This is a genomic window from Arenimonas alkanexedens (genome assembly GCF_054781355.1).
In genome coordinates, this window is record NZ_BAAGUO010000005.1 from 1 (window position 1) to 23,239 (window position 23,239).

Below are 23,239 nucleotides of genomic sequence, written 5' to 3' on the forward strand. Positions count from 1 at the left end.
AAGCGCGTGCCGACCTGTTCGACTACCTGGAGCGGTTCCACAATCCGCGAATGCGTCGTAGAGTTGCCCGGCGTGATCGGGAGTTTCAGACCTTAATCAAACCGTCCGCGGAAACGGGGTAGAACCCTATCGCGCTCGCCGCAAAACCAGCGCCAGGTATCAGGAGCATCAAACACCAGCGACAGTGAATTCACGATCAAGAGTAGCCAGGCCAGCAGGTGGGGCAGCGACTTCAGCCGGGCCATGCCGCGCTGCCGCCGCATGAAACGACGTGACGCAGTTGCGAAGGCGTGCCGCGAGGCTCATTGGTTGAGGTTCCAGTCGTAGGAAGTGAAAGCCACCGACAGCGATTCCACCTTGACGCCGCGAAGCGCGGCGGTGTCGATGCCCAGTGCCGCATGCTGCGCCAGCAGGAAGCGCGTCACGCCGCCGCCCGCGGCGAAGTCTTCTGCATACCAGTCGAAGAGGGGCGACACTTCGAAGCGGCGACGCTGCGCGAGATAGCGGTTGCGCGAGCGGTCTGAGAGGAACCGACGCGTCTGGTCGGCCAACTGCGTTTCCAGGCCCTGCGCGGTGAAGGCCTCGGGCCGCAGCGCCGGGCAGCCGATGGAGGCACAGTTCACCGCGAAGTGGATCCGGGGATCACGGTAGTCAGGGTCGCCTCGCAGCAGTTCGTGCTCGATCTGGTCGAGACTGCGCGTCTTTCCAAACAGCGGCACGAAGGCCTTGCGCCAAGGATTGCGGAGCAACCCGCCGAGGTCCCGAATGGAATCAATGCCCGGATGGCCGGTCAGTACCAGCGACACCGTCGCAGCATTGTAGGCATTGATCAGAAAAGCCTGCCGCTGCGGCCAGGGCCAGCGCGCGAACTCATCCACCGGCACCGTAGCCAACTCGGCCAGATAGTCATCCAGGGCCGGGCGCTGTGCCTGCAGGGCGCCGTAGTCCACCGTGCTGGCCCCGCCGGCGGTGTCCCAATGCACGCTCGTCGCGAGCAGCCGGGTCCACGCCGCATGTTCGTGGTCAAAGGCCTGCGCGGTCCCGGCACTACCCCAGAAGAGGCACGCCAGAAGGCACAGCTTGAATACCCGGCCCATGGCTCAGCCCCGCCGCCAGGTGAAGAAGCGCTTGGCCCAGCGCAGCGCCGCCGCGGGCGCGTGATTGCGCTTCCAGACGCCCGCCGCGTACTTGTTCGCTTCCGACAATGTCGGGTAGGTGTGGATGGTGCCCAGCAATTTTTCCAAACCCAGACCGTGCTTCATCGCCAGCACGAACTCCGCCAGCAGGTCACCCGCGTGTTCGCCCACGATGCTGGCGCCGAGGATTTTGTCCTTGCCCGGCACCGTCAGCACTTTCACGAAGCCGTGGTCGCTGGAATCGGCGATGGCGCGGTCGAGGTCGTCCAGGCCATAGCGCGTTACCTCATAGGCGATGCCCTGCGCTTTCGCCTCGTCTTCGGACAGGCCGACCCGCGCGACCTCCGGGTCGCAGAAGGTGGCCCAAGGGATCACGCGGTAGTCGACCGTGAAGCTCCAGAACGGGGCCAACAGGGCGTTTACGCTGGCGTACCAGGCCTGGTGCGCGGCGACATGCGTGAACTGAAACGGCCCGGCGACATCGCCGCAGACGTGGATGTTCGGGAAGTTGGTACGCATCAGCCCGTCGGCAGCGACGGTGCCACGTGGCGTCAGCGCCACGCCCAGCTCCGACAGTCCGAAGCCTTCCACATTGGCCTTCCGGCCCAAGGCGATCAGCAGGCGATCGAACTCGATCACGACCTCCTGGCCGTCGGCTTCGCAGACCAGGCGCCCGCCTTCGCCCACTGCCTCCACTCGCACCGCCTTATGCGCGGTGGCCAGACGCAGGCCCTCACTGAAAAAACGGGTCGCCACTTCAGCCGCTGCATCCGCGTCTTCGCGCGGCAGCAGCCGCGGCGCCATTTCGACGATGGTGACCTGGCTGCCAAAGCGCGCGAAGCACTGCGCCAATTCACAGCCGATCGGCCCGCCGCCCAAGACCACCAGCTTGCCCGGCAGCTGTCGCAGGTCCCAGAGGTTGTCCGACGTCAGGTAGGGCACGGTGTCCAGCCCGGGGATCGGCGGCACCAAGGGCCGGGCGCCGGTCGCGATGATCAGGCTGCGGGCGCTGATGCGCCGGCCGTCGACCTCGACTTCCCAAGGCGACACCATCCGCGCCTCGCCCGTTACGACATCAACGCCCAGTTCGGTATATCGCTCGATCGAGTCATGCGGCGCGACCTTCGTCACCACGTCCTGGACCCGCGTCATGATTTCGGCGAAGTCGAACTCAGCATCCATCCGAGCGATGCCGTACTTTTTGCTGTCCCGCCCCTGCTGAACCAGCTTGGCCGAACGCAGCAGCGCCTTCGAGGGGACGCAGCCGGTATTGAGGCAATCGCCGCCCATCTTGTGCCGCTCCACAAGAGCCACCTTCGCCTTCACCGCCGAAGCGATGTAAGCCGAGACCAGACCGGCCGATCCGGCGCCGATCACGACCAGGTTGTAGTCGAACTGGCTCGGTCGGGCATGGCCGCGGTAGACCTTGCGTGCGGCCATCCAGCTCACGACCCAGCGGGCGAACAGGGGCAGCGTGCCCAGCAGCGCGAACGCAGCCAGCAGTCCGGGAGACAGGATGTCACCGAGGTTTTCGATGCGGGCCAGCTGAGTACCGGCGAATACGAAGGCCACGGTCCCGGGCAGCATGCCCAGCTGGCTGACCACGTAGAAGGTGCGTACCGGCAACTTGACCAGTCCCGCCAGCAGGTTCACCAGGAAGAACGGCATCACCGGCACCAGCCGCAGCGTAAACAGGTAGAAGGGACCCTCCTTGGCCATGCCCGCGTCGAAACGGGCCAGCCGGTCGCCATAGCGGGCAACCAAGGTATCGCGCAGCAGGAAGCGCGAGGACAGCATGGCCAGCGTGGCGCCGACGCTGCTGGCAAAGGAGGCCAGCAGCACGCCCTCGACCAGGCCGAACACCGCACCCGCGCCCAGCGTAAGGATGGCGGCGCCGGGCAGCGAGACGGCGGTGACCAGCACGTACAGCAAAAAGAACCCGCCGGCCGCCAGCAGCGCATTGTCCTGGGTCCAGGCCACCAGCTGCGCTTGGTGCAGCCGAAGATTCTCGAGCGAAAGTTGGCCCAGCAGACCGCTTTGCCACAAAAACAGCGCGACCAGCGCCAGCGCCGCAACCAGCGCCAGCCGCCCCGCCGTCTTGCCATTGATAGCCATTCCACTCTCCGACTTCGAGTTGTGGCCCCCGTATGGGGCCTTCTATACGATGAGAGAGTCCTCCCAGGCAGAAAAGGATTCGCCGACCGTGGAAACTTTTTCGCATGCTGACACGCCATGAGCCAGCTGCCTGTCGCCCCCGACCGTATTGCGGCCGCCCAGGCGGGGGACCCGGTCGCCCTGAACGAGGTTCTGGCCTGTTCCCGCCAGGACCTAACGCGCTACGCCGAGTATCACTGCGCCGTGAATGACGTCGAGGACGCGGTCCAGGAGACGCTGATCATGGCCTCGAGCCGTCTCTCCGACTTGCGATCCATCGAAAGCTTCACGTCCTGGATGTTCCGAATCGTAAAGCGCGAATGTAACCGTATGCGTCGCGCCTGGCGCCTGCTGACCAATCAGGACGAGGACGAAAGGATCGCCCCCGTGGTCACGCCACCGCCCCTGGAATGGCGCATGGAGATCACCCGGATGATGACGGTGCTGCCGCCGCACTACCGCACCATCCTACTGCTTCGCGACGTCGAGGGACTGTCGCTGGATGAGCTTGCCAAAGCGCTCGATCTGACACTGCCAGCCACGAAGTCCCGCCTGCACCGCGCGCGCTCGGTCGCTCGGGATCTGCTGTCGGATCCGGGTACGCCCGTGGACTTGGGCGACTTCCAGGCCGGCGTTTGCCGCGCGGCCAGCCCTGGGCCGAGCGCCATGGCGCGCAAGGCCTAGAGGTAGGAAACCGGCCGGTAGCCCGCAAACCAGGCGTTGAACTGTTCGCCCGGCAGCGGTTTGCTGATCAGATAGCCCTGTGCGAAATCGCAGCCCAGCGCCGCGAGCCGGCGTGCGGCTGCCAGTGTCTCGACGCCTTCCGCAACCACCTTGAATCCCAGGTTGCGGCCCAGGTCGAGGATCACGCGTGCGATGACTTCTTCACTCTTGTTCCCGGTCATGCCGAGTACGAAAGACTTGTCGATCTTTATCTCGTGTGCCGGAAGCCGGCGGATGGCGCCGAGGGAGGTGTAGCCAGTGCCGAAATCATCGATGGCTATTCGCAGGCCCATCTGCATCAGCCGGTTCAAGGTGCCGATCGCGCGCGTCGGGTCCACGATGATGGCGCTCTCGGTGATTTCCAGCTCAAGCGCCTCCGCAGGCACCGCGCACGAATGCAAGATCGATTCTATCTGAAGCGACAGGTTGGGATCGTAAAGTGAACGTGCCGAAAGGTTCACCGCAACGCATGGCGGTCCACCCTCCCGACGCCAGGTCTGGCACTGACGAAGCGCGGACCCTAGTACCCAGTGGGTGAGCGGCTTGATGAGGCCAGTGCGTTCGGCGATCAGGATGAACTGATCGGGCGGCACCATGCCGCGCGTCGGGTGGTGCCAGCGCACCAGCGCCTCGGCGCCGATGACCTCGCCCGTTCGCAGGTCGATCTTGGGTTGATAGTGCAAAACCAACTCATCTGCGTCGATCGCCTTGCGAAGTTCACCGAGTAGCGCCAGGCGCTCGGGACTGTGGGGGTCGAAGGCAGGATCGTAGACCGCATGTCCGCTGCCGGTGCCTTTGGCCTGGTACATAGCCACGTCGGCGCGCTGCAGCAAGCGACCGGCATCGGCGGCGTGTTTGGGCGCGAGCGCCACGCCGATGCTCGCTTCGACCACGATCGCCAAGTCTTCGATCATGATTGGCGCGTCCAGCGCGAGCGCAATCTTGTCCGCGACACCCTCGACTTCATCGACCGAAGCCATCCTTGCCAGGACGCCGAACTCGTCGCCTCCCAGCCGCGCCACGATGTCGCTGTCGAACATGATGCTGCGAAGGCGCGCTCCGACCTGCTGAAGCAAGATATCGCCAAACCCGTGGCCGAGCGTGTCATTGACCTCCTTGAACCGGTCAATGTCGAGCAAAAAGAGGGCCACCGGGCGCCCGTCTTCGGCGCTGATCGCCTGCTGGACCAATTCCAGGAAACGCGCTCGATTTGGCAACTCGGTGAGCGAATCATAGTAGGCAAGCCTGCGGATCTTCTGCTCAGCCTCGCGGTGTTCCTGGCGGATGTGCGCCAGCAGCGGGTCGGTCAGGCTGCGTTTGCGGGACTGCTCGGCCTCGTAGGCCTCGGCCGGCGAAGCCCCCTGCTGAAGTGACTGCAGCTGCCGGGCCATGCTCTTGTCGATATCAAGGATATGGTGCGACAGCCAGGACAGGAGGAATGTCAGGCTGGTATGCAGTGCTTCCTCGGACTGAGCCTGGCCCAGGTTCGATATCTCTTCCATGAAGCTCTGGTGTTGAGCCTTGTGCACACGGATGAAGCGGGCGTCGATGCCCTCCTCCTCCATCAGCACCTCTTCATCGGTGAAGTGGCTGAGCGCGTAGTTCACCAGTACTTCATGAGTTTCAAAAAAATCGGCTTTTCCCTCCCCGGGGGAGTCTAAAGCGCTGGACGCCAAGTTGTTGATCAGCTCCTGCAGGCGCGCGTGCTGGGCATCCACGGTGTCGATGCCGGTCAGGAAGGTCTCGCTCCAGTTGAACAGTCCGCCCATCGTGCTGCGTCCCCCAGCCCTGCTACTTCCCTGAAGTTATACCTTGAATCCTGGCGATACTGGAGGGCTTGTCCTTTCAACCCACGGTGTTCACCCCGGCCGGAATATCGTAGTGGTCCAGCCGCTTGACCGGCCACGAAATTCAGATGCGCGCGACCGCATGACGGAGAATCCCGATGAACCGACGCACCCTTTTGCAAAGCCTGGCGGCCTTGGCGACCCTGCCGCTGTTGCCTGGCTTCACCCAAGCATCATCAGGCGCGCCTCGGACGGTGTCCCGACTGGACCGCCCGCCGGCCTACTGGCGCGACAAGGTGAGCCCGCCTGCGTACGAGGTGCTATTCGAAGAGGACACGGAGGCGCCCTTCAGCAGCCCGCTGGACAAGGAGAAGCGGCAAGGCACCTTCGTCTGTGCCGCCTGCCAGCTGCCGCTGTTCAACAGCTCGGCCAAGTTCGACAGCGGCACCGGCTGGCCCAGCTTTACCGCACCCATCGCCGGTCACATGGACACCAAGCGAGACTTCAAATTGATATGGCCGCGCACCGAGTACCACTGCGCGCGCTGCGGCGGCCACCAGGGCCATGTCTTCGACGACGGTCCGGCGCCACGCGGCGAGCGCTGGTGCAACAACGGCCTGGCACTGGCCTTCATTCCGCAGGGCCAAGCCCTGCCTGAGCTCAGGGGTTAAGACGATGCGCGTGATGAACAACTCCGCCGACGCATTCGGGAAGTTTGCCTTCGCGGCGAAGCTGGCGCTTTCCTGCGTAATGATGCTTGGCGCAGCCACCGCCTGTGCCCGAAGCGCCCCCGAGGCCCCGGCGCCCGGACAGGCGCCCTCCCCCGCTGCGAGCACCAAGACCGCCACCGCGATTTTCGCCGGCGGCTGCTTCTGGTGCATGGAACCCCCTTACGACAAGCTGGAGGGCGTGATTTCAACCACGTCCGGCTACACCTCTGGCAGGACGGTCAATCCAAGCTACCAACAGGTTTCATCCGGCGGAACCGGCCACACCGAAGCGGTTCAGATCGTTTACGACCCGTCGAAAGTCAGCTACGCGAAGCTGCTGGAAGTCTTCTGGCGCAATATTGACCCCACGGTTGCCAATCGCCAATTCTGCGATGTCGGAGACATGTACCGCAGCGGCATCTACCCAGCCGACGACCAGCAGCGGCAATCGGCCGAAGCCAGCAAGCAGGCGCTGCAGGCTTCCGGCCGCTTTCCCGGCGGCATCGCCACCGAAATCGAGCCGGCATCCACCTTCTATCCGGCTGAGGAATATCATCAGGACTACTACTTGAAGAATCCGTTGCGCTACAAGTTCTATCGCTTGAACTGTGGCCGCGACCAACGCCTGGAAGCGCTCTGGGGCAAGCCAGGCGCCTGAGGCGCTGCCGGCTGCGGCTTCTAGCCAGCTGACCCAGGCCCGGAGTGATCCCGGTCAAGCCATTCCATCGCAGGCCCAATTATGCTGATTGCCTCAACCTATCGCCCAGGCGGTCTTCACCATGCACCCCATTCCTAGCATCGGCCTGTTGGGCCACGGCCGTTTCGGAGAAGCGTTCGCGTCGCTGCTGGACCAGCGCGGGCTCGCGTGGGTTGGCTGGGATCCTGGCTCGACCGTCCCCGAAGACCACGCGGTGGCCGATTTGGACGCCCTAGCCAGCGGCGCCGATCTGATCGTGCTCTGCGTCCCACTGGAATCCTTCGAGCCGGCCCTGCGTGAGCTTCAGCCCCGGCTGCATCCAGGCCATCAGGTGATGGATGTTTGCTCCGTCAAGGAGCGGCCCTGCCAGCTGATGCAGAGCATTCTCGGCGACACGATCGGGCACGTCGGCAGTCACCCGCTGTTCGGGCCCTTGAGCATCGCTCGCGCTGACCCGCTGCGCACGGTGATCTGCCCCAGTGCTAACCACCCCCAGACCGCACAGCTCGCGCGCGAGCTTTTCGCCGCGATCGGCAGCGAGGTGCTTGACCAGGATCCGTCCAGCCACGACCGCTCCATGGCGCTTACCCACGCGATGGCTTTCTTCGTGGCAAGAGGCCTGGTGGATCTCGGCGTTGGCGAAGACCTGCGCTGGGCGCCACCGAGCTTCGCCGCGCTGGCCGCCTCGATAGCCGCCGTACGCGCCGATGCCGGTCACCTGTTCAATGCCATCCAGAATCAGAATCCGTATGCCGCGGCCACCCGTCGCCAGTTCATCGAGGCACTCACGCTGGTGGACCAGCGTCTTTTGCTGACGCCTGCCGATGCCGGCACGTCCGCTGAGCCAAAGCCGATGGCCTTGGCCCAAGCCTCACCTGCGCTACTGGAAGCGCGAGAGCAGATCGACGAGCTCGACCGTGAACTGATTGCCCTTCTGCGCCGCCGCACCGAGTTGAGCCTGCGTGCGGGCCAAGCCAAACGAAGCACGGGTGCACCGGTGCTGGATCCGGACCGCGAAGCCTCGCTGTTGGGCATACGCCGGGAGTGGGCCCTTGAAGGGGGCTTGCCCGCCGACGGTGTAGCCGACGTATTCCGGCAGATACTCACCCTGAGTCGGCGCGCACAGGCATAGAACCCGGCCGTCGGGCTGCTATTCGATCGGCCTGCCCTCCCCCGCCTCCTCGTGCGTCACGCCGTCTCGGATGTGATAAATGCGGCGAAACGTGGGAATGATCTTTTCGTCGTGGGTAACCACGATGATGGCCGTCTCGAACTTTTTGGCCATGTCGTTGAGGATCCGCATCACTGCCAGGGCGCGCTCGCTGTCCAGCGGCGCGGTCGGCTCGTCGGCCAGGATGACCGGCGGGCGGTTGACCAGGCCCCGGGCGATGGCCACACGCTGCTGTTCACCGCCCGAGAGCTGCGACGGCATGGCCTTGGCGCGATGCCTGACATCCAGCGCCTCGAACAGCTCGAGCGCCCGCTGCCGCGCAGGAGCATTGGCCATGCCGGCCAGCATGGGCAACAAGGCCACGTTGTCGGTCACGTCAAGAAATGGAATCAGGTAGGGCGCCTGGAACACAAAGCCGATCTTGTCGCGACGCAGGGCGCGCAGGTCCCGGATCAGCCAACGGTTGTCATAGATCACTTCGCCGCCCAGGGTCATCTTTCCACCGCTGGGATCAATTACGGCGCCGAGGCATTTGAGCAGCGTGCTCTTGCCCGAGCCGGAGGGACCGATCAGCCCCACCACCTCGCCCGGCGCGACGTTCATGTCAACGTGCTTGAGCGCATCCACGGCGGAATCGCCGGAGCCATAGCGCTTGCGCAGCCCTTCTATCCTGATGCCAAGCCCGCGCGAGTCAGCCACCGATGGCCTCCGCGGGGTCAATCTTAAGGGCCATCCGGATAGCGATCAGGCTGGCCAGCGCACAGATCAGGAGCACCGAACCGAATCCAATCGCGGCATCTACCGTCAGCAGCAGCACGTACTTGGGAAACAAGGGCGCTGCGAAGGTCGCCGTGATCTTTCCGACCACGAAGCCGATCACGCCCAACACCAGCGACTGCTGCAGGATCATGGTCGCGATGGTGCTGTTCTTGGTGCCGATGAGCTTTAGCACGGCGATTTCCCTGATCTTGTCCATCGTCAGGGTGTAGATGATGAAGGCGACAATGGCGGCGCTGACAACGGCAAGAATGACCAGGAACATGCTGATTTGCTTGGCCGAAGTGGCGATCAGCTTGCCGATCAGTATCTTCTCCATGTCGCTGCGTGTGTAGGCAGTCAGGCGCTTCCATTTCTCGATGTCGGCGGCTACGCGCTCGGGGTCGACCCCGGGCTCGATGCGCACAAGTACCGCGTTGACGAAGCTGTTGCTGGCCTGAGAGTCGATCACCGATTGCAGCAGGTCCGGCACGCCAGGACGACTGAAGGCAGGGTTCTGCGCGGTGCGTCGGCGACTCTGGTGGATGGCGTCGTTGTCCCGCAGGAACTGCGCCTCTTGCGCATCCTTGAGCGGAATGAACACCATCGGGTCGCCACTGGACGACACCATGCGCCGGGTCAGGCCGACGATGGTGTACTGGTTGCGACGGATCGTCAGGCGATCGCCCAACGAGAATCCAGCCGCGACATCGGCCACCGCCTCGTAGTGGCTTCGCGTGATGTGGCGCCCCGCCACCAGATAGGGCGGCCATCCCGCGCGCGTTCCGTTGCCGCCCGGGGCGATACCCACCACCATGGCGCGAACGTCTGCGTCGTCTTTGCGGACCTGTGTCGTCAGATATGTGACGTTTGAGGCTTCTTCAACGCCGGGCATGGCGGAAATTCCTCGGTAGGCATCGTCGTTCACGCTCGAAGACTCGGCGTAAGGCCCCAGCGTGCCCTGCTGCACCACCCACATGTCCGCACCGCTGTTGTCCAACAGCGCCTTGCCGTCATCCACCATGCCGCGGTAGACGCCGGCCATCACCAGCGTAACGCCGATCAGCAGACCCAAACCGATGCCGGTGAAGACGAACTTTCCCCAGGAATGCAGGATGTCCCGGCCGGCAAGGCTGATCACTCGCCCGCTCCGGGCAGGGCCTCGACCACGCGGATGCGGGTACGCGTACCCAGATTCGTTTCGCTGTAAACGACCACCGTATCGCCGGCCGCCACGCCGTCCAGCACCTGGATAAAGCCATCAAGGTCAGCGGTGCCGGTTCGAACCGGGGCGAACACAATGTCGCCATCGCTCAACTTCCAGACGCCGACGCCGTGGTCAAGCCGGCGAACCGCGGCCGCAGGGATCGCCAGGCTGGCCTGCCGCGGCGGCAAACGCACGGTCAGATGCACGATCTCGCCGAGCGGTGGCAGCGGACTGATGTTTTCCTGGATCGAAATCTTGGCCACGGTCTCTTCGGTGACCGGATCGGCACGCGGCTCCACCCGGACAACCTGCCCGGGAAAAAGTTCGCCCTCGCGGGAGCGGAGTTCGATGACGGCGGCCAAACCCGCCGCCAGCCCGTTGGCACTGACCTGGTCGAAACGGGCGTTGATCCAGACCTGCCCCGGCTCGATGACCTCCACCACCATCTGTCCCGGCACCACCGTGGTGCCGGGATCCGCCGATCGCGCACTGACGATGCCGTCCACCGGCGACCGTAAAATCAGGCTGTCGCGCTGCTTGGACGCCGCAGCATGATCCGATACCACGCGGGCCAGCTCCTGGCGTCCGGCATTGCGGGCCGCCACCGCGATCTGCAGCTCTTGGCGCTTGCTGACGGCCAGCTCTTCACTGATCACCTGCGCCTGGAACAGCTTGTCGTAGCGCGCCGCCTGCGACGCCGCAAACCCATGGCGTGCCTCCAGCTCCGAAAGCCCGGCCTGGGCCTTGTCGACGGCCGCCTGCAGCGAAATCTGGCGCTGGTCCAGGTCGATGGCATCGAGTTCGGCCAGCACCTGGCCGGCCACGACGGTCTCGCCGGGCTGAACGTCCACACGGATGAGGCGACCGGCGCCGATGGGGCCGACCCGATGCACGTAGCGCGCTTCCACGGTGCCCACGCCGGCGATTTCCGGCTGGATTTCCCGCAGGGCCACGGTGGCCGTGGTGACGGCGACGGGCGCCATCGGACCGGACCTCAGCACCACGTAGACAAACAGCGCGGCCAAGGGAATGACCACGGCAAGCAGGCCGAGGCTGCGTCTGGATAGCGTGCCGGGCTTCATCGCGTCGCCGCCAGTCCGCGCCGGTAGATGGCGAATGCCTTGGGGGCTTCGGTGCGCAACACCCGGGTGTCACCGGCGATCATGGACTGCATGACGAGCCCTTGGATCAACCCGATGAACAGGATGGCGGCGGTATCCGGGTCGGTCTCCGGGGCTATTTCGCCGGCGGCCATTCCCTGGCAGACCTGGTCGCGAAGCCGGTCGGCATAGCGCGACAGCAGTGTCCTGGCCATTTCCTTGGCCGGGCTGGTTTCTTTGCGCTGGAGCTCGCCGAACATCATGCGGGGGATGCCCGGATGCTCGGCAACGAAATCAATATGGCTCAGGAACATCGCCTCCATCGCCGCCAGCGGCGAATCAACGCCCGCCGCGGCCTTTTCGATGCGGGCCAGCAGCTTGCTGCTCACCCACGCCATGACGGCCTGCCAGATGGCGTCCTTGGTGGGGAAATGGCGAAACAAGGCGCCCTGGGTCAGGTTCATCCGCTGGGCGATGGCCAGGGTGGTGATATCTGCGGGGTTGCTCTCCCCGGCCAGCGCCACCACGGCCTCGATCGTGACGTGGCGACGCTCCTCGGCGGGCAGGTGTTTGGCGCGGCTGTTCACGGGCGTCAGGCTCAGGTAGTAAGTGAGTACTTACTATCTTCCTTCGGCAGCGCGCCGTCAAGCCGGCCGACCCGACTCAGGCCCCGCCCGTCGGCGCCTCGAGATGGGTCAGATATAGCCGAAGGTCGAACTCCCACTGATGGTAGTCCGGCGCCATATGGGTACAGAGCTGGTAGAAGGCCTTGTTGTGGTCGGCCTCGCGCAGGTGCGCCAGTTCATGCACCACGATCATTTCAAGGAACGGGGCCGGAGCATCCCGGAACACCGTGGCGATGCGAATCTCACGACTGGCCTTGAGCCGACTGCCCTGTATGCGGGAAATCGCGGTATGGGTGCCCAGAGCATGCTTCATGACCTGCAGCTTGCCGTCGTAGGCGACCTTCGCCAGCGGCACCGACTTGCGAAGATGACGTTGCTTGAGGTCCTGGACGTAGTCGTAGAGCTGGCCGTCCGTGCGCACCGCGTGGCCGTCGGGATACTTGCCGGCCAAGAGGGGGCCCAGGCGCCCCTGCCCTATCCACTCGCGCACGCGCGCCTGAACCGCTTCGGGATAGCCGCTGAGGTATTTAAGGCTCGGCATGGGCGTTGCGTCAGCTCAGTCGCGCTTGAGCAGCGCCTTGAGGTCGGCAAAGGGATTGCCGGTCGCCGGGGCCACCTTGTCTTCCGCGTCCATCGCCTTCACGCCGGTGTGGTCCACGTAGCGCGAGTGCTCGTTGTCGTGGCAATAGACGCACAGCAATTCCCAGTTGCTGCCGTCAGGCGGGTTGAAATCATGGTCGTGGTTGCGGTGGTGCACCGTCAGCTCGCGCAGGTTGGCGCCGGTGAACTCGCGCGCGCAGCGTCCGCATATCCAGGGGTACATCTTCAGCGCACGCTCGCGGTACCCCGGGTCACGCTGGCCGGCGGCCATCAGTCGAGCAACATGCCGCGCAGGGTGTAGAAAGACAGCGCCGCCAGCAGCGCCGAGGCCGGTACGGTGATGATCCAGGCCGCGACGATGCGCATCATCAGCGAGCGCTTCACCAGCTCCTTGCGGTGAGCCTTGCGCAGTAGCTTGCGCTCGGACTTCTCGAGATAGTCCGGACCCTGCTTCTGCTTGAAGTCACGCTTGAGCTTGGCCAGCATGACGCCCCGGTCTTCGATGGTCGCCGCCGTGAAACGCGCCATGAAAGCGTCCAACGCCACCTGGTCGCCATCGGGGTGATGCGACTTGATCTCCGCGACGATCAGGCTGTAGTTGGTCTTCAGGTATTCACGCAGGAAGCCGACGCCGAACACGGCACCCACCGACACGTGCGTCGTGCTGACCGGAAGCCCCAGCTGGCTGGCCAGGATCACGGTCATCGTGGCCGCCATGGCGATGCAGTAGGCGCGCATCGGATCAAGCTCGGTAATCTCGGTACCGACCGTACGAATGACGCGCGGCCCATACAGGGCCAGGCCGACCGCGATGCCGAGCGCGCCGATCGCCATCACCCAGAACGGAATCGGGGCGTTGCCGTCGATGGCGCCGGCATTGGACACCACGTCGACGATCGCGGCCAATGGCCCGATCGCGTTGGCCACGTCGTTGGAGCCGTGCGCGAAGCTCAGCAGCGCCGCGGCGAACACCAGGGGCACGCCGAACAATCGGTTAATGCCGGCCTTGCTGTTCTCAAGTTCGCCCGCGCGCCTGAGCACGGCGCCCCGGGCGATGAAGTAAACCGCCGCCGCGACCACCACGCCAATTGCCACCGCCGCCAGGAAGCTGACCGGAATCAGCTTGTTCACACCCTTGAGCATCAGATAGGTCGCAAACGCCCAGGCCATCACCGCCACCAGCATCGGCACCCGGTTGCGGGCCGCGCGGACCATGTCCTGGCGATAGGTGATGGTGCGTTTGATCACGTACAGGAAACCGGCGGCGATGGTGGCACCCATCAACGGGGACACCACCCAGCTCATGGCGATATTGCCCATCACGGGCCAGTTGACCACCGCCAGGCCGCTGGCGGCGATGCCGGCGCCCAGCACGCCGCCGACGATTGAATGGGTGGTCGAGATCGGCGCGCCGACCGCGCTGGCGATATTGAGCCAAAGGGCCGCGGCAAGCAGCGCCGCCATCATGGCCCATACGAAGGTCTGGCTGTCCGGCAGCAGGGCCGGGTTGATGATCCCGCTGCGGATCGTCCCGACCACTTCGCCGCCGGCAATCAGGGCGCCCGCCGCTTCGAATACCGCGGCAATGACCAGCGCGCCGCCCAAGGTCAGCACCTTCGAGCCCACCGCCGGGCCGACGTTGTTGGCCACGTCGTTGGCGCCGATGTTCATCGCCATGTAGGCGCCGAACACCGCGGCCAGCACCAGCACCAGACTGGCCTGCCCCTCGCGGAACCAGGCGACGTAGACCAGGGTTGCCAGCACGAACAGCAGACCCAGGCCCAGGCGGGCCAACGACGCTCGCCAGCTACCGGTGGGATTGGCTTTGGGCTTTTCGGCGTTCAGGGCACTGTCTTGGGGCATGGCGGGACGCTCCGGAGCATGGCATCAGGTCAAGCCAGGCGCTCGATGCGCCGACTTCAGGTAAGGGACCCGGATATTCTAGCCCCGCCCCGGGGGGTGCGTATCATGGTCCCTGTCCCCTTCGACCCTGCGTATCCCCATGGCCAAGCTCAACCCCCTTCAGGAACAGCTGCTCAAGGCCGGCCTGGCCAAGAAGTCCAAGGCCGCCGAGGTCGCGCGGGCACAGGACAAGGCGCGGCACGGCAAGGGTCCGTCGGATTCGGCTGAAATCCAGCGCGAAGCCGAGCGCCTGCGGCTGGAGAAGATCGAGCGCGATCGCGCCCTGGCCGCCGAACAGCGAGCCAAGCTCCACCGGGCCGAACGGCTTGCCCAGGCTCGGCAGATCATTCAGGACAAGAAGCTGCCGCGCACCGGCGAAACCGAGTACCGCTTCAGCGCCGACGGCGCCATCCGCACGCTGCTGATCGATAGCGACCAGCGCAAGCAGCTGGCCTCAGGCGCGCTGGTGGTCGCCCGGCTCGGGGAGCGCTACGAGCTGCTGCCGCGCCGGGCGGGCGACCAGGTCCGCGAGCGTGAGCCCGGCCTGGTGGTGCTCGACCACGGCCAGGCCAGCGATGCGCCGGCCGAAGCCAGCGCCGAGGACGACGCCTACTACGCGCAGTTCAAGGTGCCTGACGACCTGGTGTGGTGAGTTCGCGACGCCAACACGGCCCGCGCGGCCCGGTACGCCGCTAGCCGTCCGCCCGCGCCGCCATCCAGCGGTTGATCAACTTTGCAGTGCGCGGCTGGGTCATGGTTTCGTGGGCCAGCGCTTCCAGCACCTCAGCCGCGTGGGACGTCGCGACGTCGATACCCAGCGCGGCTTCAGCGGGCCACTCGGCATCGAGCCGCAGATAGCGATCGCGCAAGCGGTCTTCCATCATGGACTGCACGTGCTGCTGCTGCACCGAAATCAGGGTCAGCAGCAGGCGACCCTCGGCGAGCCAGTCCACCGCGCCATCGGATTCCGCCACGTCATCGGCCGGGCGGTAGTTTGCCGTCGCGGTGCCGATCGAGAGCATCCGGATGCGCGCCGAATCCACCCGCATGAAGTGCTCTGCCTCATGCATGGCTACCTGGTCGGGGGCCACCGCGAACAGCCCGCCGTCGGCATAGAGATGCGAGCCCACCCGCACCGAAGGAAAGTAGGCCGGTGCCGCGGAGGTCGCCATCGCCACGCTGGCGGCGCGGATCGCCTCGTCGCCCTTGGAGCCGCTGGCATGCGGGGACTTGAACACCTTGGTCTGGCTGAGCGTGATGTTGACCGCCGGCACGACAACCGCGTGCTTGGCGTCGGCCATGGTCTTGCGCCCGAGATGGCTGACCAGGGCCTTGTTGAGTGCGATGCCGTTGTACTTGGGCCCCAGTACCGACCGGGTCAGGTCGCGCAGCTTCGCCACCGGATTGGACGGGAGTGCCCGCGCCGAAAAAATGCGGGTGCCGTTCTCGAGGAAAAGTTGGCGGATCTTCGCCATCGGAATCTCGAAGGCCAGGGCGATCGCGAGAATGCCGCCGACCGAGGTGCCGGCGATCAGGTCAAAACGTCGGCCCAGCGGTTCACCCGCTTTCTCCTCGAGCTCGGCCAGGACGCAGGCCGTGTAGAAGCCCAGGTAGCCGCCGCCGGCCAGCGACAGGATCCGGAATTCCGGCAGTTTTTCGGGCTCAGCCATGCACGGTTACTCCTGGTGGGTTTCAGAACGCGACGCGCAGGCGACGCAGGCGGGATCGGGCGACAGCCGCGTCTCGCGGAAGCGCATGCGCAATGCGTCGAAGTGCAGCAGTCGGCCGGTCAAGGGATCGCCCAGGTCCAGCAGGAGTTTCAGCACTTCGGTGGCCTGCAGCAGGCCGATGATGCCCGGCAACACGCCCAGCACGCCGGCCTCGGCACAATTGGGCGCATCCTCGGGCGCGGGCGGCTCCGGGAAAAGACAGCGATAACAGGGGGCCTTGCCCGGCTGGCGGCCGGCGTCGAACACGCTCACCTGGCCTTCGAAGCGATGCACGGCGCCATAGACCAGCGGCTTGCCCAGGCGCACGCAGGCATCGGACAGCAGGTAGCGCGCGGCGAAATTGTCGGCGCCATCCACCACCACGTCCACGTCGTTCACCAGCGCCTCGACGTTGTCGGCTTCTACCCGCAGCTGGTGTACCTCAATGCCGACACGCGGATTGAGCGCACCCAGTGCGATTCGCGCCGACTCCACTTTCGGCAGCCCGATACGCGCCTCGGTATGCAATATCTGGCGCTGAAGATTGCTGCGGTCCACCACGTCGTCATCGGCAATGACCAGGCGACCGATGCCAGCTGCCGCCAAATAAAAGGCCGATGGCGAACCCAGCCCGCCGGCCCCCACCACCAGCACGCGCGCGTCCGCCAGCCGTCGTTGGCCCGCCAGGCCAACCTGCGGCAATCGCAGGTGGCGTGAGTAGCGTTCGAGAAAATCGGCGTCTTCCTCAGCGCCGGCCACTTCCGGCAGACCGGCGCGCCGCCATTGCTCGAAGCCACCCGCGACTGACGCCAGATGCGTGTAGCCGCGCGCACGCAGGGCCCGCGCCGCCGCCAGAGAGCGCATGCCGGCGGCGCATATCAGAACGACCTCGGCTGACGGATCGGGCAGCCACTGCGCCGGCGCCGACTCCAGCGCGGCGCGCGGCACCGCCAGGGCATCGCGCGGCAGGCCCAGCGCGTGTTCGCCGGGCTCACGCACGTCCACCAGCCGGGCGCCGGCCTGCTGGCGGCGCAGGGCCTCGTCGGGCCCGATTTCCTCGATGTCATCCATCGCGCCAGTCTAGCGCCCCGCTTCATCGGCGGGCAGACGCTTGACCTGTGTCAACAGCCACGGGGACTGGGCATGCTGCACTGGCGTTCACGCTGGAGCTGGTACCCATGCCCGATACGCTATCGCCCACCCCCGCCTCCGGCCTCAGTGCGGAGGAAGCCGCGCGGCGACTGGTCCGGTTCGGGCCCAACGCGCTGCCGCCGCCGCGACCGCGCAGTCTGCTGCGCATCGTGCGTGAGGTCCTCACCGAACCGATGTTTCTGCTGCTGTTGCTGGCGGCGGCGAGCTACGTGCTGCTGGGCGACCTGGGTGAAGGCATGCTGCTGGGCGCATTTGCGCTGCTCACCATTGGCCTGGTGGTGATGCAGGAACGCCGTGGCGAAACGGCGCTGCAAGCCCTGAGGGCCCTGGGGTCGCCGGTGGCGACCGTGCTGCGCGCCGGCGAAGCGCGCCGTATCCCCGGCCCCGAGGTGGTCCCCGGTGACGTGCTGCTGGTCGAAGAAGGCGAGCGCGTGGCCGCCGACGGGGTGCTGCTGGCCTGCCGCAGCCTGCGCGTTGACGAGTCGCTGTTGACGGGCGAAAGCGTGCCGGTCAGCAAGCGCGCCGCAGCCACCGGCGATCCGGAGAACGCCGACCCCGGTGGCGATGACCTGCCCTTCCTGTACTCAGGCACCCTCGTTTCGGGCGGCGATGGCAGGATGCGCGTCACGGCTACCGGTCCCGGCTCGCGGACCGGCCAGATCGGTCGCTCGCTGGCGGTGATCGAAACCGAGGCGACACGACTGCAGCTCAACACGCGGCGGCTGGTACGTCTGTTCGGCCTGTTCGCGGCCTTGGTCAGCCTGGCCATATTGCTCTTCCATGGACTGGTGCGCGGGGAATGGGTCGAAGGTCTGCTCAGCTCGATCGCGCTGGCCATGGCCCTGTTGCCCGAGGAATTCCCGCTGGTGCTGACCGTGTTCTTCGCCATAGGCGCCTGGCGCCTGGCCCGGGTGAAGGTGTTGGCGCGGCGTTCGGCGGTGATCGAGACCTTGGGCGCGGCCACCGTACTTTGCGTAGACAAGACCGGCACCCTGACCGAGAACCGAATGCGTATCCGGCGCCTGGATGCCGGCGGCGACGTGCTCAGCGTCGGCGATGCGCCGATGCCACCGGAAAAAACGCGCGAGCGCGAACTGCTGGACTACGCCTTCCTGGCGACGCGACCCCAGAGCTTCGATCCGATGGATCGCGCTGTCGGCGAACTGGCGCAGGCGGTGCTCGATGGCCGCGATCCGCTTAATGCCGACTGGAACCTGGGCCGCCATTACGGCCTGACGCCTGAACTGCTGGCGATGTCGCAGGCGTGGCAGACCGTACCCGGCCACCATGCCTTCGCCAGCAAGGGTGCCCCCGAGGCCGTGGCGAACCTATGCCACCTGTCGGCCAGCGAACAGGCGTACTGGATGGCACGGGTCGCCGAGCTCGCCGCCGACGGCCTGCGCGTGCTTGCCGTGGCCGCAGGCGATCATCGCGGCACCGTACTGCCCGAGGATCCGCACGAGGTTCCCTTCCGGTGGCTCGGCCTGGTCGGATTCGAAGACCCCCTGCGGGCTTCGGTGCCGGCGGCCATCGCGCAAGCGCAGCGCGCCGGCATGGTCGTGAACATGATCACTGGCGATTTCCCCGCGACCGCCTGCGCGATTGCGCGCCAGGCCGGCATCGACCCTGGCCCGGGCGCTTTGACTGGCACCGAGCTAGACGCCATGGACGACGCCGCGCTGCGCGATGCCTTGGCGCAGCGGCACGTGTTCGCACGAATCCGGCCCGAGCAGAAGCTGCGCCTGGTTGAGGCCTTCAAGGCCCGCGGCGACGTGGTGGCGATGACCGGCGACGGGGTCAACGACGCCCCCGCGCTCAAGGCCGCACATATCGGCATCGCCATGGGCAAGCGCGGCAGCGACGTCGCCCGCGAAGCCTCTGCGATGGTGCTGCTGGACGAAGACTTCGGCGGCATCGTGTCGGCGGTGGCGGTGGGACGACGCATCTTCGACAACCTGCGCAAGGTGATGCTGTACATCGTCGCCATTCATATCCCTATCGCCGGCCTGGCCATGCTGCCGCTGCTGATAGGCCTGCCGCCGCTGCTGTTGCCGCCGCACGTGGTGCTGGTGGAGATGATCATCGACCCGATGTGCTCGGTGGCGTTCGAGAACGAGCCAGCCGAACCAGACGCCATGCAACAGGCGCCCAGGCCGCTGACGGAGCCGCTGATCGGCGCACGCCAGCTCTGGATTGGACTGGCGCAGGGTCTGGCCCTGCTTTCCGCCTGCCTTGCGGTCTACGTCGGTGCGCTCGGCGGCGGCAGCGCTGCCGACGTGGCCCGTACCCTGGCCTTCCTGGCGCTGACCGCCGGCAATCTGATGCTGGTGCGCAGCAACGCCAGCCGCCGCAGCGCGTTCCGGCCCACGGGGCATCGGCGTACGGCGTTCTGGGCTATCAGCCTGCTGGCATCGGCGGTGGTGGTGATTTGCCTCGCGATCCCGGGCCTGCGGTCGCTGTTCGACTTCGGCTTGCCGGAGCCGGGGCATGCCGCGATGGCGATCGCTGCCGGCGTGTTGGGCGGCTCTTTGCTTGAGCTGGGCAAGCACCTTGCCTGGGTGCGTGCCGCCATCGGCCAGGCGCCCACGGCTCGCTGGGACTAGAGGCCTGACAGCGGGCCGAAGGGCAACACGTCGACGTAGTCGCCCATGGCGTAGTCGGCCGCGCCCTCCGGCAGCTGGATCAAGGCATTGGCGTCGGCCGCGGCGCGCAATCGGTGCGAAGCGACCGCAGGATTCGGCCGCACCTGAAGCTGGCCGCGCTCGCTGCAGACCAGGCTGCCGCGCATGAATTCTAGGCGTGGGTGCGTCTTTGCGATCGGCATCGCCAGTTCGGCACGCAGCGTCGGGCGGCGTTCGCCGCGCCCCTGCAGGCCATCGAGCAGGCCGCGGCCAAGCGTCAGGAACGTAGCCAGCACCGAGACCGGATTGCCTGGCAGCCCCAGCACCAGCGCATCGCCGAGCCGGCCGAACAGCACCGGCATCCCGGGCTTCATCCGCACCTTCCAGAAGTACACCTCGCCCTGTTCGCGCAGCAGGCTCGGCAGGTAGTCCTTCTCGCCGGCCGATACGCCGCCGCAGGTGATCACCAGGTCGAAGGAAAACGCGGCATCGCGCAGGGCCGTCGCCATGCGCAGCGGGTCATCGGGCAGGACCGGCCAGGCAACGGGCTCCAGGCCTTCGGCCATCAGCAGGGTCTGCAAGAGGACCCGGTTGCTGTCGTAAATTTCTCCCGGCGCCAGCGGCTGGCCCGGCGGGCGAAGTTCGTCGCCAGTAGTGAACACCGCCACCGTGGGCCGCCGGAACACGTCCAGGCCGTCCTGGCCCAGCGCGGCCGCCAGGCTGAGCCGCGTCGGGGTCAGCACCTCGCCGGCACGCAGCACGCAGTCGCCGACCGCCACGTCTTCACCGCTGCGACGCACATGCGCGCCCGGCGCGACGGCACGGTTGGCGGCAACGCGACCGTCCGACTCGGTCGCGTCTTCCTTGATCAACACGGCATCAGCGCCGGCCGGCATCGGCGCACCGGTGGTGATGCGGCTGCACTCGCCTGCGCCAAGCGCCAGCTCATGGCTGGGGCCGGCAAACTGCTCGCCGGCCAGGCGCAGCCCGGCTTCGCCGGCATCGTTGATTTCGCCGGCGCGCAGCGCGAAGCCATCCATCGCGGAGTTGTCGAAACCCGGCAGCGGCAGCGCCGCCACCAGGTCAGTGGCCAGCACCGCGCCTTGGGCGCGAGACAGCGGCTGCCTGATCACGTCCAGGCGGCGCTCGGCCGCGACGCGGGCAAGGATGGCTTGTGCTTCGGCGAATGCAATGCGGGTCGGGAACGCGTCGGTCACGGGTCGTAGCCTTCCGGGAAATCTTGCGGGGTGTTGAGATTTTCGAGCCGATGCGGCGCCAGATCCAGCTGCGACACCCGCAGCCGGGCGACCAATCGACGGGCGGCGGATTCTCCCGCGTCCAGCATGGCGCTGGCGTGTTCGCGCAGTGCGGCGGTACGCCAAAGGCCGAGCAGCGGCTGCAGGCCGCTGGCGTCCGTGACTACCACGCCATCGCCGTCCGCCGAGGCCGCCAGGTCATCGGCGATTCCCTCGGGCAGCCGATCCATGTCCACCGGCACCGTCATCAGCCAGTCCGTGCGGCACTGGGCCGCCAGCGCCTCGATCGCGGCCAGCGGGCCGGCGAAGTCTTCGCGCCGATCAAGCACCACTCTCAGGCCGAGCGCGGCGTAGCGAGGATCCTCGGCGCGCGCGCTGACCAGGCGTTCGCCGAATGCGCCCGGGAACGCCATCAGAATGTTTTCGACCAGGGGCGCGCTGCGGTGCCGCACCCAGGCCTTGTCGCGGCCGCCGAGTCGCTGTCCGCGTCCGCCGGCCAGAATGCCGAGCGTGATCGCGCCGCGGTCGATCACTGACGCTTGACGTGCTTCATCAGGCGGCGCTTGGCCTTGACCTGGCGATCGGTGAGCACGTTCTTCTTACCCTCGTAGGGGTTCTCGCCTTCCTTGAACACGAACTTGATCGGCGTGCCGACCAGCTTGAAGCGCTTGCGGAAGAAGTTCTCGAGGTAGCGTCGGTAGCTTACGGTCAGCGACTTGAGTCGGTTGCCGTGAACGATGAAGGTCGGCGGATTGGCGCCGCCCGGGTGCGCGAACTTCATCTTCGCCACGTGGCCGCGAACCACCGGCGGCGGGAAGCTTTCGATCGCTACCTGCAGGGCCTTGGTGGTGTCGGCAGTGCTGAACTCGTGCGTCGCCGAGGCGTGCGCGCGATGGACGGCCTTGAACAGCTCCTTGAGGCCGGTGCCGTTCTTGGCGGAGATGGTGACGCGCTCGGCCCATTCGCAGAAGGAAAGCTTGCGCTCGAGCATGGACAGCGCCTGTTCGCGCGTGTACTTGTCCTGGTCGTCCCACTTGTTGACGGCGATCACCAGTCCACGGCCGGCGTCGAGCACGTAGCCCAAGACGGTGGCGTCCTGCTCGGTCACGCCTTCACCGGCGTCGAGCATCACCACCACTACCTGGGCGTTTTCAATCGCCTGCAGGGTCTTGAAGACGCTGAATTTCTCCACCGCCTCCTCGACCTTGGCGCGGCGACGCAGGCCGGCCGTGTCGATCAGGCGGTAGGGGCGACCGTCGCGTTCCATGTCCACCGCGATCGAATCGCGGGTGGTACCGGGAACGTCGGAGGCGATCATGCGCTCCTCGCCCAGCAGGCGGTTGACCAGCGTGGACTTGCCCACGTTCGGTCGGCCCAGGAAGGCGATGCGGATTCGACCGGGCTCGTCGGCCAGGATCTCGACGTCGCGTTCGGCCGGCAGCTCGGGGATGACTTCCTCAAGCAGGTCCGGGATGCCGCGCTGGTGGGCGGCGGCGATCGGGATGACGCGCTCGACGCCGAAGCGGGCGAACTCCGCCACCACGGCGTCTTCATCGAGACCGTCGGTCTTGTTGATGACCAGGAAGAAGCGCCGGCCGCTTTTGCGCAGCCAGTTCAGGATGTTCTCGTCCAGTGCCGAAGGGCCTTCGCGGCCGTCGACCACGAACAACACCAGGTCAGCCTCCTCCACCGCCGAGCGAGCCTGGCGCGCGGTGGCGCCGGCAAGACCTTCTTCGTCGCCCGAAAGGCCGCCGGTATCGCACAAAGCGAAAGGGTGGTCTTCGTCGCGACGGCAGATGCCGTAATGGCGATCACGGGTGACGCCCGGCTCGTCGTGGACGAGCGCGTCGCGGCTGCGCGTGAGCGCATTGAAAATGGTGGACTTGCCGACATTCGGCCGGCCGACTAGCGCGACCAATGGCAACACGATGG

General features: G+C 66.3%; 21 protein-coding genes and 1 pseudogene. 7 read left to right on the top strand and 15 right to left on the bottom strand.

Annotated elements, in window-relative coordinates:
* Window positions 1–122: pseudogene (locus ACYVGY_RS10930) on the top strand (IS3 family transposase); the annotation flags it as partial.
* A gap of 180 nt (window positions 123–302) precedes the next feature.
* On the opposite strand, the gene ACYVGY_RS10935 reads toward ACYVGY_RS10930, so the two are convergent.
* Window positions 303–1,097 (bottom strand): DUF547 domain-containing protein, encoded by a 795-nt coding sequence (locus ACYVGY_RS10935; RefSeq protein ID WP_460457526.1) that lies wholly within the window; start codon window positions 1,095–1,097, stop codon window positions 303–305.
* 3 nt (window positions 1,098–1,100) lie between these two features.
* Window positions 1,101–3,251: an FAD-dependent oxidoreductase gene (locus ACYVGY_RS10940; protein WP_460457527.1), complete on the bottom strand. Its 2,151-nt coding sequence runs from the start codon at window positions 3,249–3,251 to the stop codon at window positions 1,101–1,103.
* Window positions 3,252–3,368: 117 nt separating this feature from the next.
* Between ACYVGY_RS10940 and ACYVGY_RS10945 the strand changes: the two genes are divergently transcribed.
* Window positions 3,369–3,974: an RNA polymerase sigma factor gene (locus tag ACYVGY_RS10945; RefSeq protein WP_460457528.1), complete on the top strand. Its 606-nt coding sequence runs from the start codon at window positions 3,369–3,371 to the stop codon at window positions 3,972–3,974.
* On the opposite strand, the gene ACYVGY_RS10950 is transcribed toward ACYVGY_RS10945, so the two are convergent.
* Window positions 3,971–5,782 (bottom strand): putative bifunctional diguanylate cyclase/phosphodiesterase, encoded by a 1,812-nt coding sequence (locus ACYVGY_RS10950; protein ID WP_460457529.1) that lies wholly within the window; start codon window positions 5,780–5,782, stop codon window positions 3,971–3,973. The two genes, ACYVGY_RS10945 and ACYVGY_RS10950, sit on opposite strands and share 4 nt — an antisense overlap.
* 176 nt (window positions 5,783–5,958) lie before the next feature.
* Here ACYVGY_RS10950 and msrB point away from each other — a divergent pair, with 176 nt between their 5' ends.
* The 3 genes from msrB to ACYVGY_RS10965 all read left to right on the top strand — a co-directional run bounded on the left by msrB (window position 5,959) and on the right by ACYVGY_RS10965 (window position 8,339).
* Complete coding sequence (msrB, locus tag ACYVGY_RS10955) at window positions 5,959–6,471, top strand: peptide-methionine (R)-S-oxide reductase MsrB (protein WP_460457530.1); 513 nt, start codon at window positions 5,959–5,961, stop codon at window positions 6,469–6,471.
* Between the two features lie 13 nt (window positions 6,472–6,484).
* Complete coding sequence (gene msrA / locus ACYVGY_RS10960; protein WP_460457531.1) at window positions 6,485–7,168, top strand: peptide-methionine (S)-S-oxide reductase MsrA; 684 nt, start codon at window positions 6,485–6,487, stop codon at window positions 7,166–7,168.
* 121 nt (window positions 7,169–7,289) lie between these two features.
* Window positions 7,290–8,339, top strand: coding sequence for a prephenate dehydrogenase/arogenate dehydrogenase family protein (locus ACYVGY_RS10965; protein ID WP_460457532.1), 1,050 nt, complete (start codon window positions 7,290–7,292; stop codon window positions 8,337–8,339).
* A gap of 18 nt (window positions 8,340–8,357) precedes the next feature.
* Here ACYVGY_RS10965 and ACYVGY_RS10970 read toward each other — a convergent pair whose 3' ends face one another.
* The 7 genes from ACYVGY_RS10970 to ACYVGY_RS11000 all read right to left on the bottom strand — a co-directional run bounded on the left by ACYVGY_RS10970 (window position 8,358) and on the right by ACYVGY_RS11000 (window position 14,530).
* Window positions 8,358–9,077: an ABC transporter ATP-binding protein gene (locus ACYVGY_RS10970; protein ID WP_460457533.1), complete on the bottom strand. Its 720-nt coding sequence runs from the start codon at window positions 9,075–9,077 to the stop codon at window positions 8,358–8,360.
* Window positions 9,070–10,275: an ABC transporter permease gene (locus ACYVGY_RS10975; protein WP_460457534.1), complete on the bottom strand. Its 1,206-nt coding sequence runs from the start codon at window positions 10,273–10,275 to the stop codon at window positions 9,070–9,072. Before ACYVGY_RS10975 ends, ACYVGY_RS10970 begins: the two co-directional genes overlap by 8 nt.
* Window positions 10,272–11,423: an efflux RND transporter periplasmic adaptor subunit gene (locus tag ACYVGY_RS10980; RefSeq protein ID WP_460457535.1), complete on the bottom strand. Its 1,152-nt coding sequence runs from the start codon at window positions 11,421–11,423 to the stop codon at window positions 10,272–10,274. Before ACYVGY_RS10980 ends, ACYVGY_RS10975 begins: the two co-directional genes overlap by 4 nt.
* Window positions 11,420–12,028 carry a TetR/AcrR family transcriptional regulator gene (locus ACYVGY_RS10985; RefSeq protein WP_460457536.1) on the bottom strand — a complete coding sequence of 203 codons (609 nt, stop codon included), beginning with the start codon at window positions 12,026–12,028 and terminating at the stop codon, window positions 11,420–11,422. Before ACYVGY_RS10985 ends, ACYVGY_RS10980 begins: the two co-directional genes overlap by 4 nt.
* Window positions 12,029–12,104: 76 nt before the next feature.
* The gene (locus tag ACYVGY_RS10990; RefSeq protein WP_460457537.1) at window positions 12,105–12,608 is read right to left on the bottom strand and encodes a YgjP-like metallopeptidase domain-containing protein; all 504 of its coding nucleotides are present in this window, start codon (window positions 12,606–12,608) and stop codon (window positions 12,105–12,107) included.
* Window positions 12,609–12,623: 15 nt separating this feature from the next.
* Window positions 12,624–12,938 (bottom strand): YajD family HNH nuclease, encoded by a 315-nt coding sequence (locus ACYVGY_RS10995; protein ID WP_460457538.1) that lies wholly within the window; start codon window positions 12,936–12,938, stop codon window positions 12,624–12,626.
* Window positions 12,938–14,530 (bottom strand): inorganic phosphate transporter, encoded by a 1,593-nt coding sequence (locus ACYVGY_RS11000; protein ID WP_460457539.1) that lies wholly within the window; start codon window positions 14,528–14,530, stop codon window positions 12,938–12,940. The genes ACYVGY_RS10995 and ACYVGY_RS11000 overlap by 1 nt, the downstream gene beginning before the upstream one ends.
* Window positions 14,531–14,669: 139 nt before the next feature.
* Between ACYVGY_RS11000 and ACYVGY_RS11005 the strand changes: the two genes are divergently transcribed.
* Window positions 14,670–15,221, top strand: coding sequence for a DUF2058 domain-containing protein (locus tag ACYVGY_RS11005; RefSeq protein ID WP_460457540.1), 552 nt, complete (start codon window positions 14,670–14,672; stop codon window positions 15,219–15,221).
* Between the two features lie 40 nt (window positions 15,222–15,261).
* Here ACYVGY_RS11005 and ACYVGY_RS11010 read toward each other — a convergent pair whose 3' ends face one another.
* Complete coding sequence (locus ACYVGY_RS11010) at window positions 15,262–16,239, bottom strand: CBASS cGAMP-activated phospholipase (protein ID WP_460457541.1); 978 nt, start codon at window positions 16,237–16,239, stop codon at window positions 15,262–15,264.
* A 6-nt stretch (window positions 16,240–16,245) separates the two neighbouring features.
* Window positions 16,246–17,349 carry a molybdopterin-synthase adenylyltransferase MoeB gene (gene moeB, locus ACYVGY_RS11015; protein WP_460457542.1) on the bottom strand — a complete coding sequence of 368 codons (1,104 nt, stop codon included), beginning with the start codon at window positions 17,347–17,349 and terminating at the stop codon, window positions 16,246–16,248.
* A 107-nt stretch (window positions 17,350–17,456) separates the two neighbouring features.
* Between moeB and ACYVGY_RS11020 the strand changes: the two genes are divergently transcribed.
* Window positions 17,457–20,033, top strand: coding sequence for a cation-translocating P-type ATPase (locus ACYVGY_RS11020; protein ID WP_460457543.1), 2,577 nt, complete (start codon window positions 17,457–17,459; stop codon window positions 20,031–20,033).
* Here the strand turns inward: ACYVGY_RS11020 and ACYVGY_RS11025 are convergent.
* Genes ACYVGY_RS11025 through der form a run of 3 tightly spaced genes read right to left on the bottom strand, consistent with a single transcriptional unit; the run spans window position 20,030 to window position 23,234 of the window.
* Window positions 20,030–21,268: a molybdopterin molybdotransferase MoeA gene (locus ACYVGY_RS11025; protein ID WP_460457544.1), complete on the bottom strand. Its 1,239-nt coding sequence runs from the start codon at window positions 21,266–21,268 to the stop codon at window positions 20,030–20,032. The two genes, ACYVGY_RS11020 and ACYVGY_RS11025, sit on opposite strands and share 4 nt — an antisense overlap.
* Window positions 21,265–21,840, bottom strand: a complete 576-nt coding sequence (locus tag ACYVGY_RS11030; protein WP_460457545.1) for a molybdenum cofactor guanylyltransferase — start codon at window positions 21,838–21,840, stop codon at window positions 21,265–21,267. The genes ACYVGY_RS11025 and ACYVGY_RS11030 overlap by 4 nt, the downstream gene beginning before the upstream one ends.
* Complete coding sequence (der, locus tag ACYVGY_RS11035; protein ID WP_460457546.1) at window positions 21,837–23,234, bottom strand: ribosome biogenesis GTPase Der; 1,398 nt, start codon at window positions 23,232–23,234, stop codon at window positions 21,837–21,839. Before der ends, ACYVGY_RS11030 begins: the two co-directional genes overlap by 4 nt.
* Window positions 23,235–23,239 lie beyond the last annotated feature (5 nt).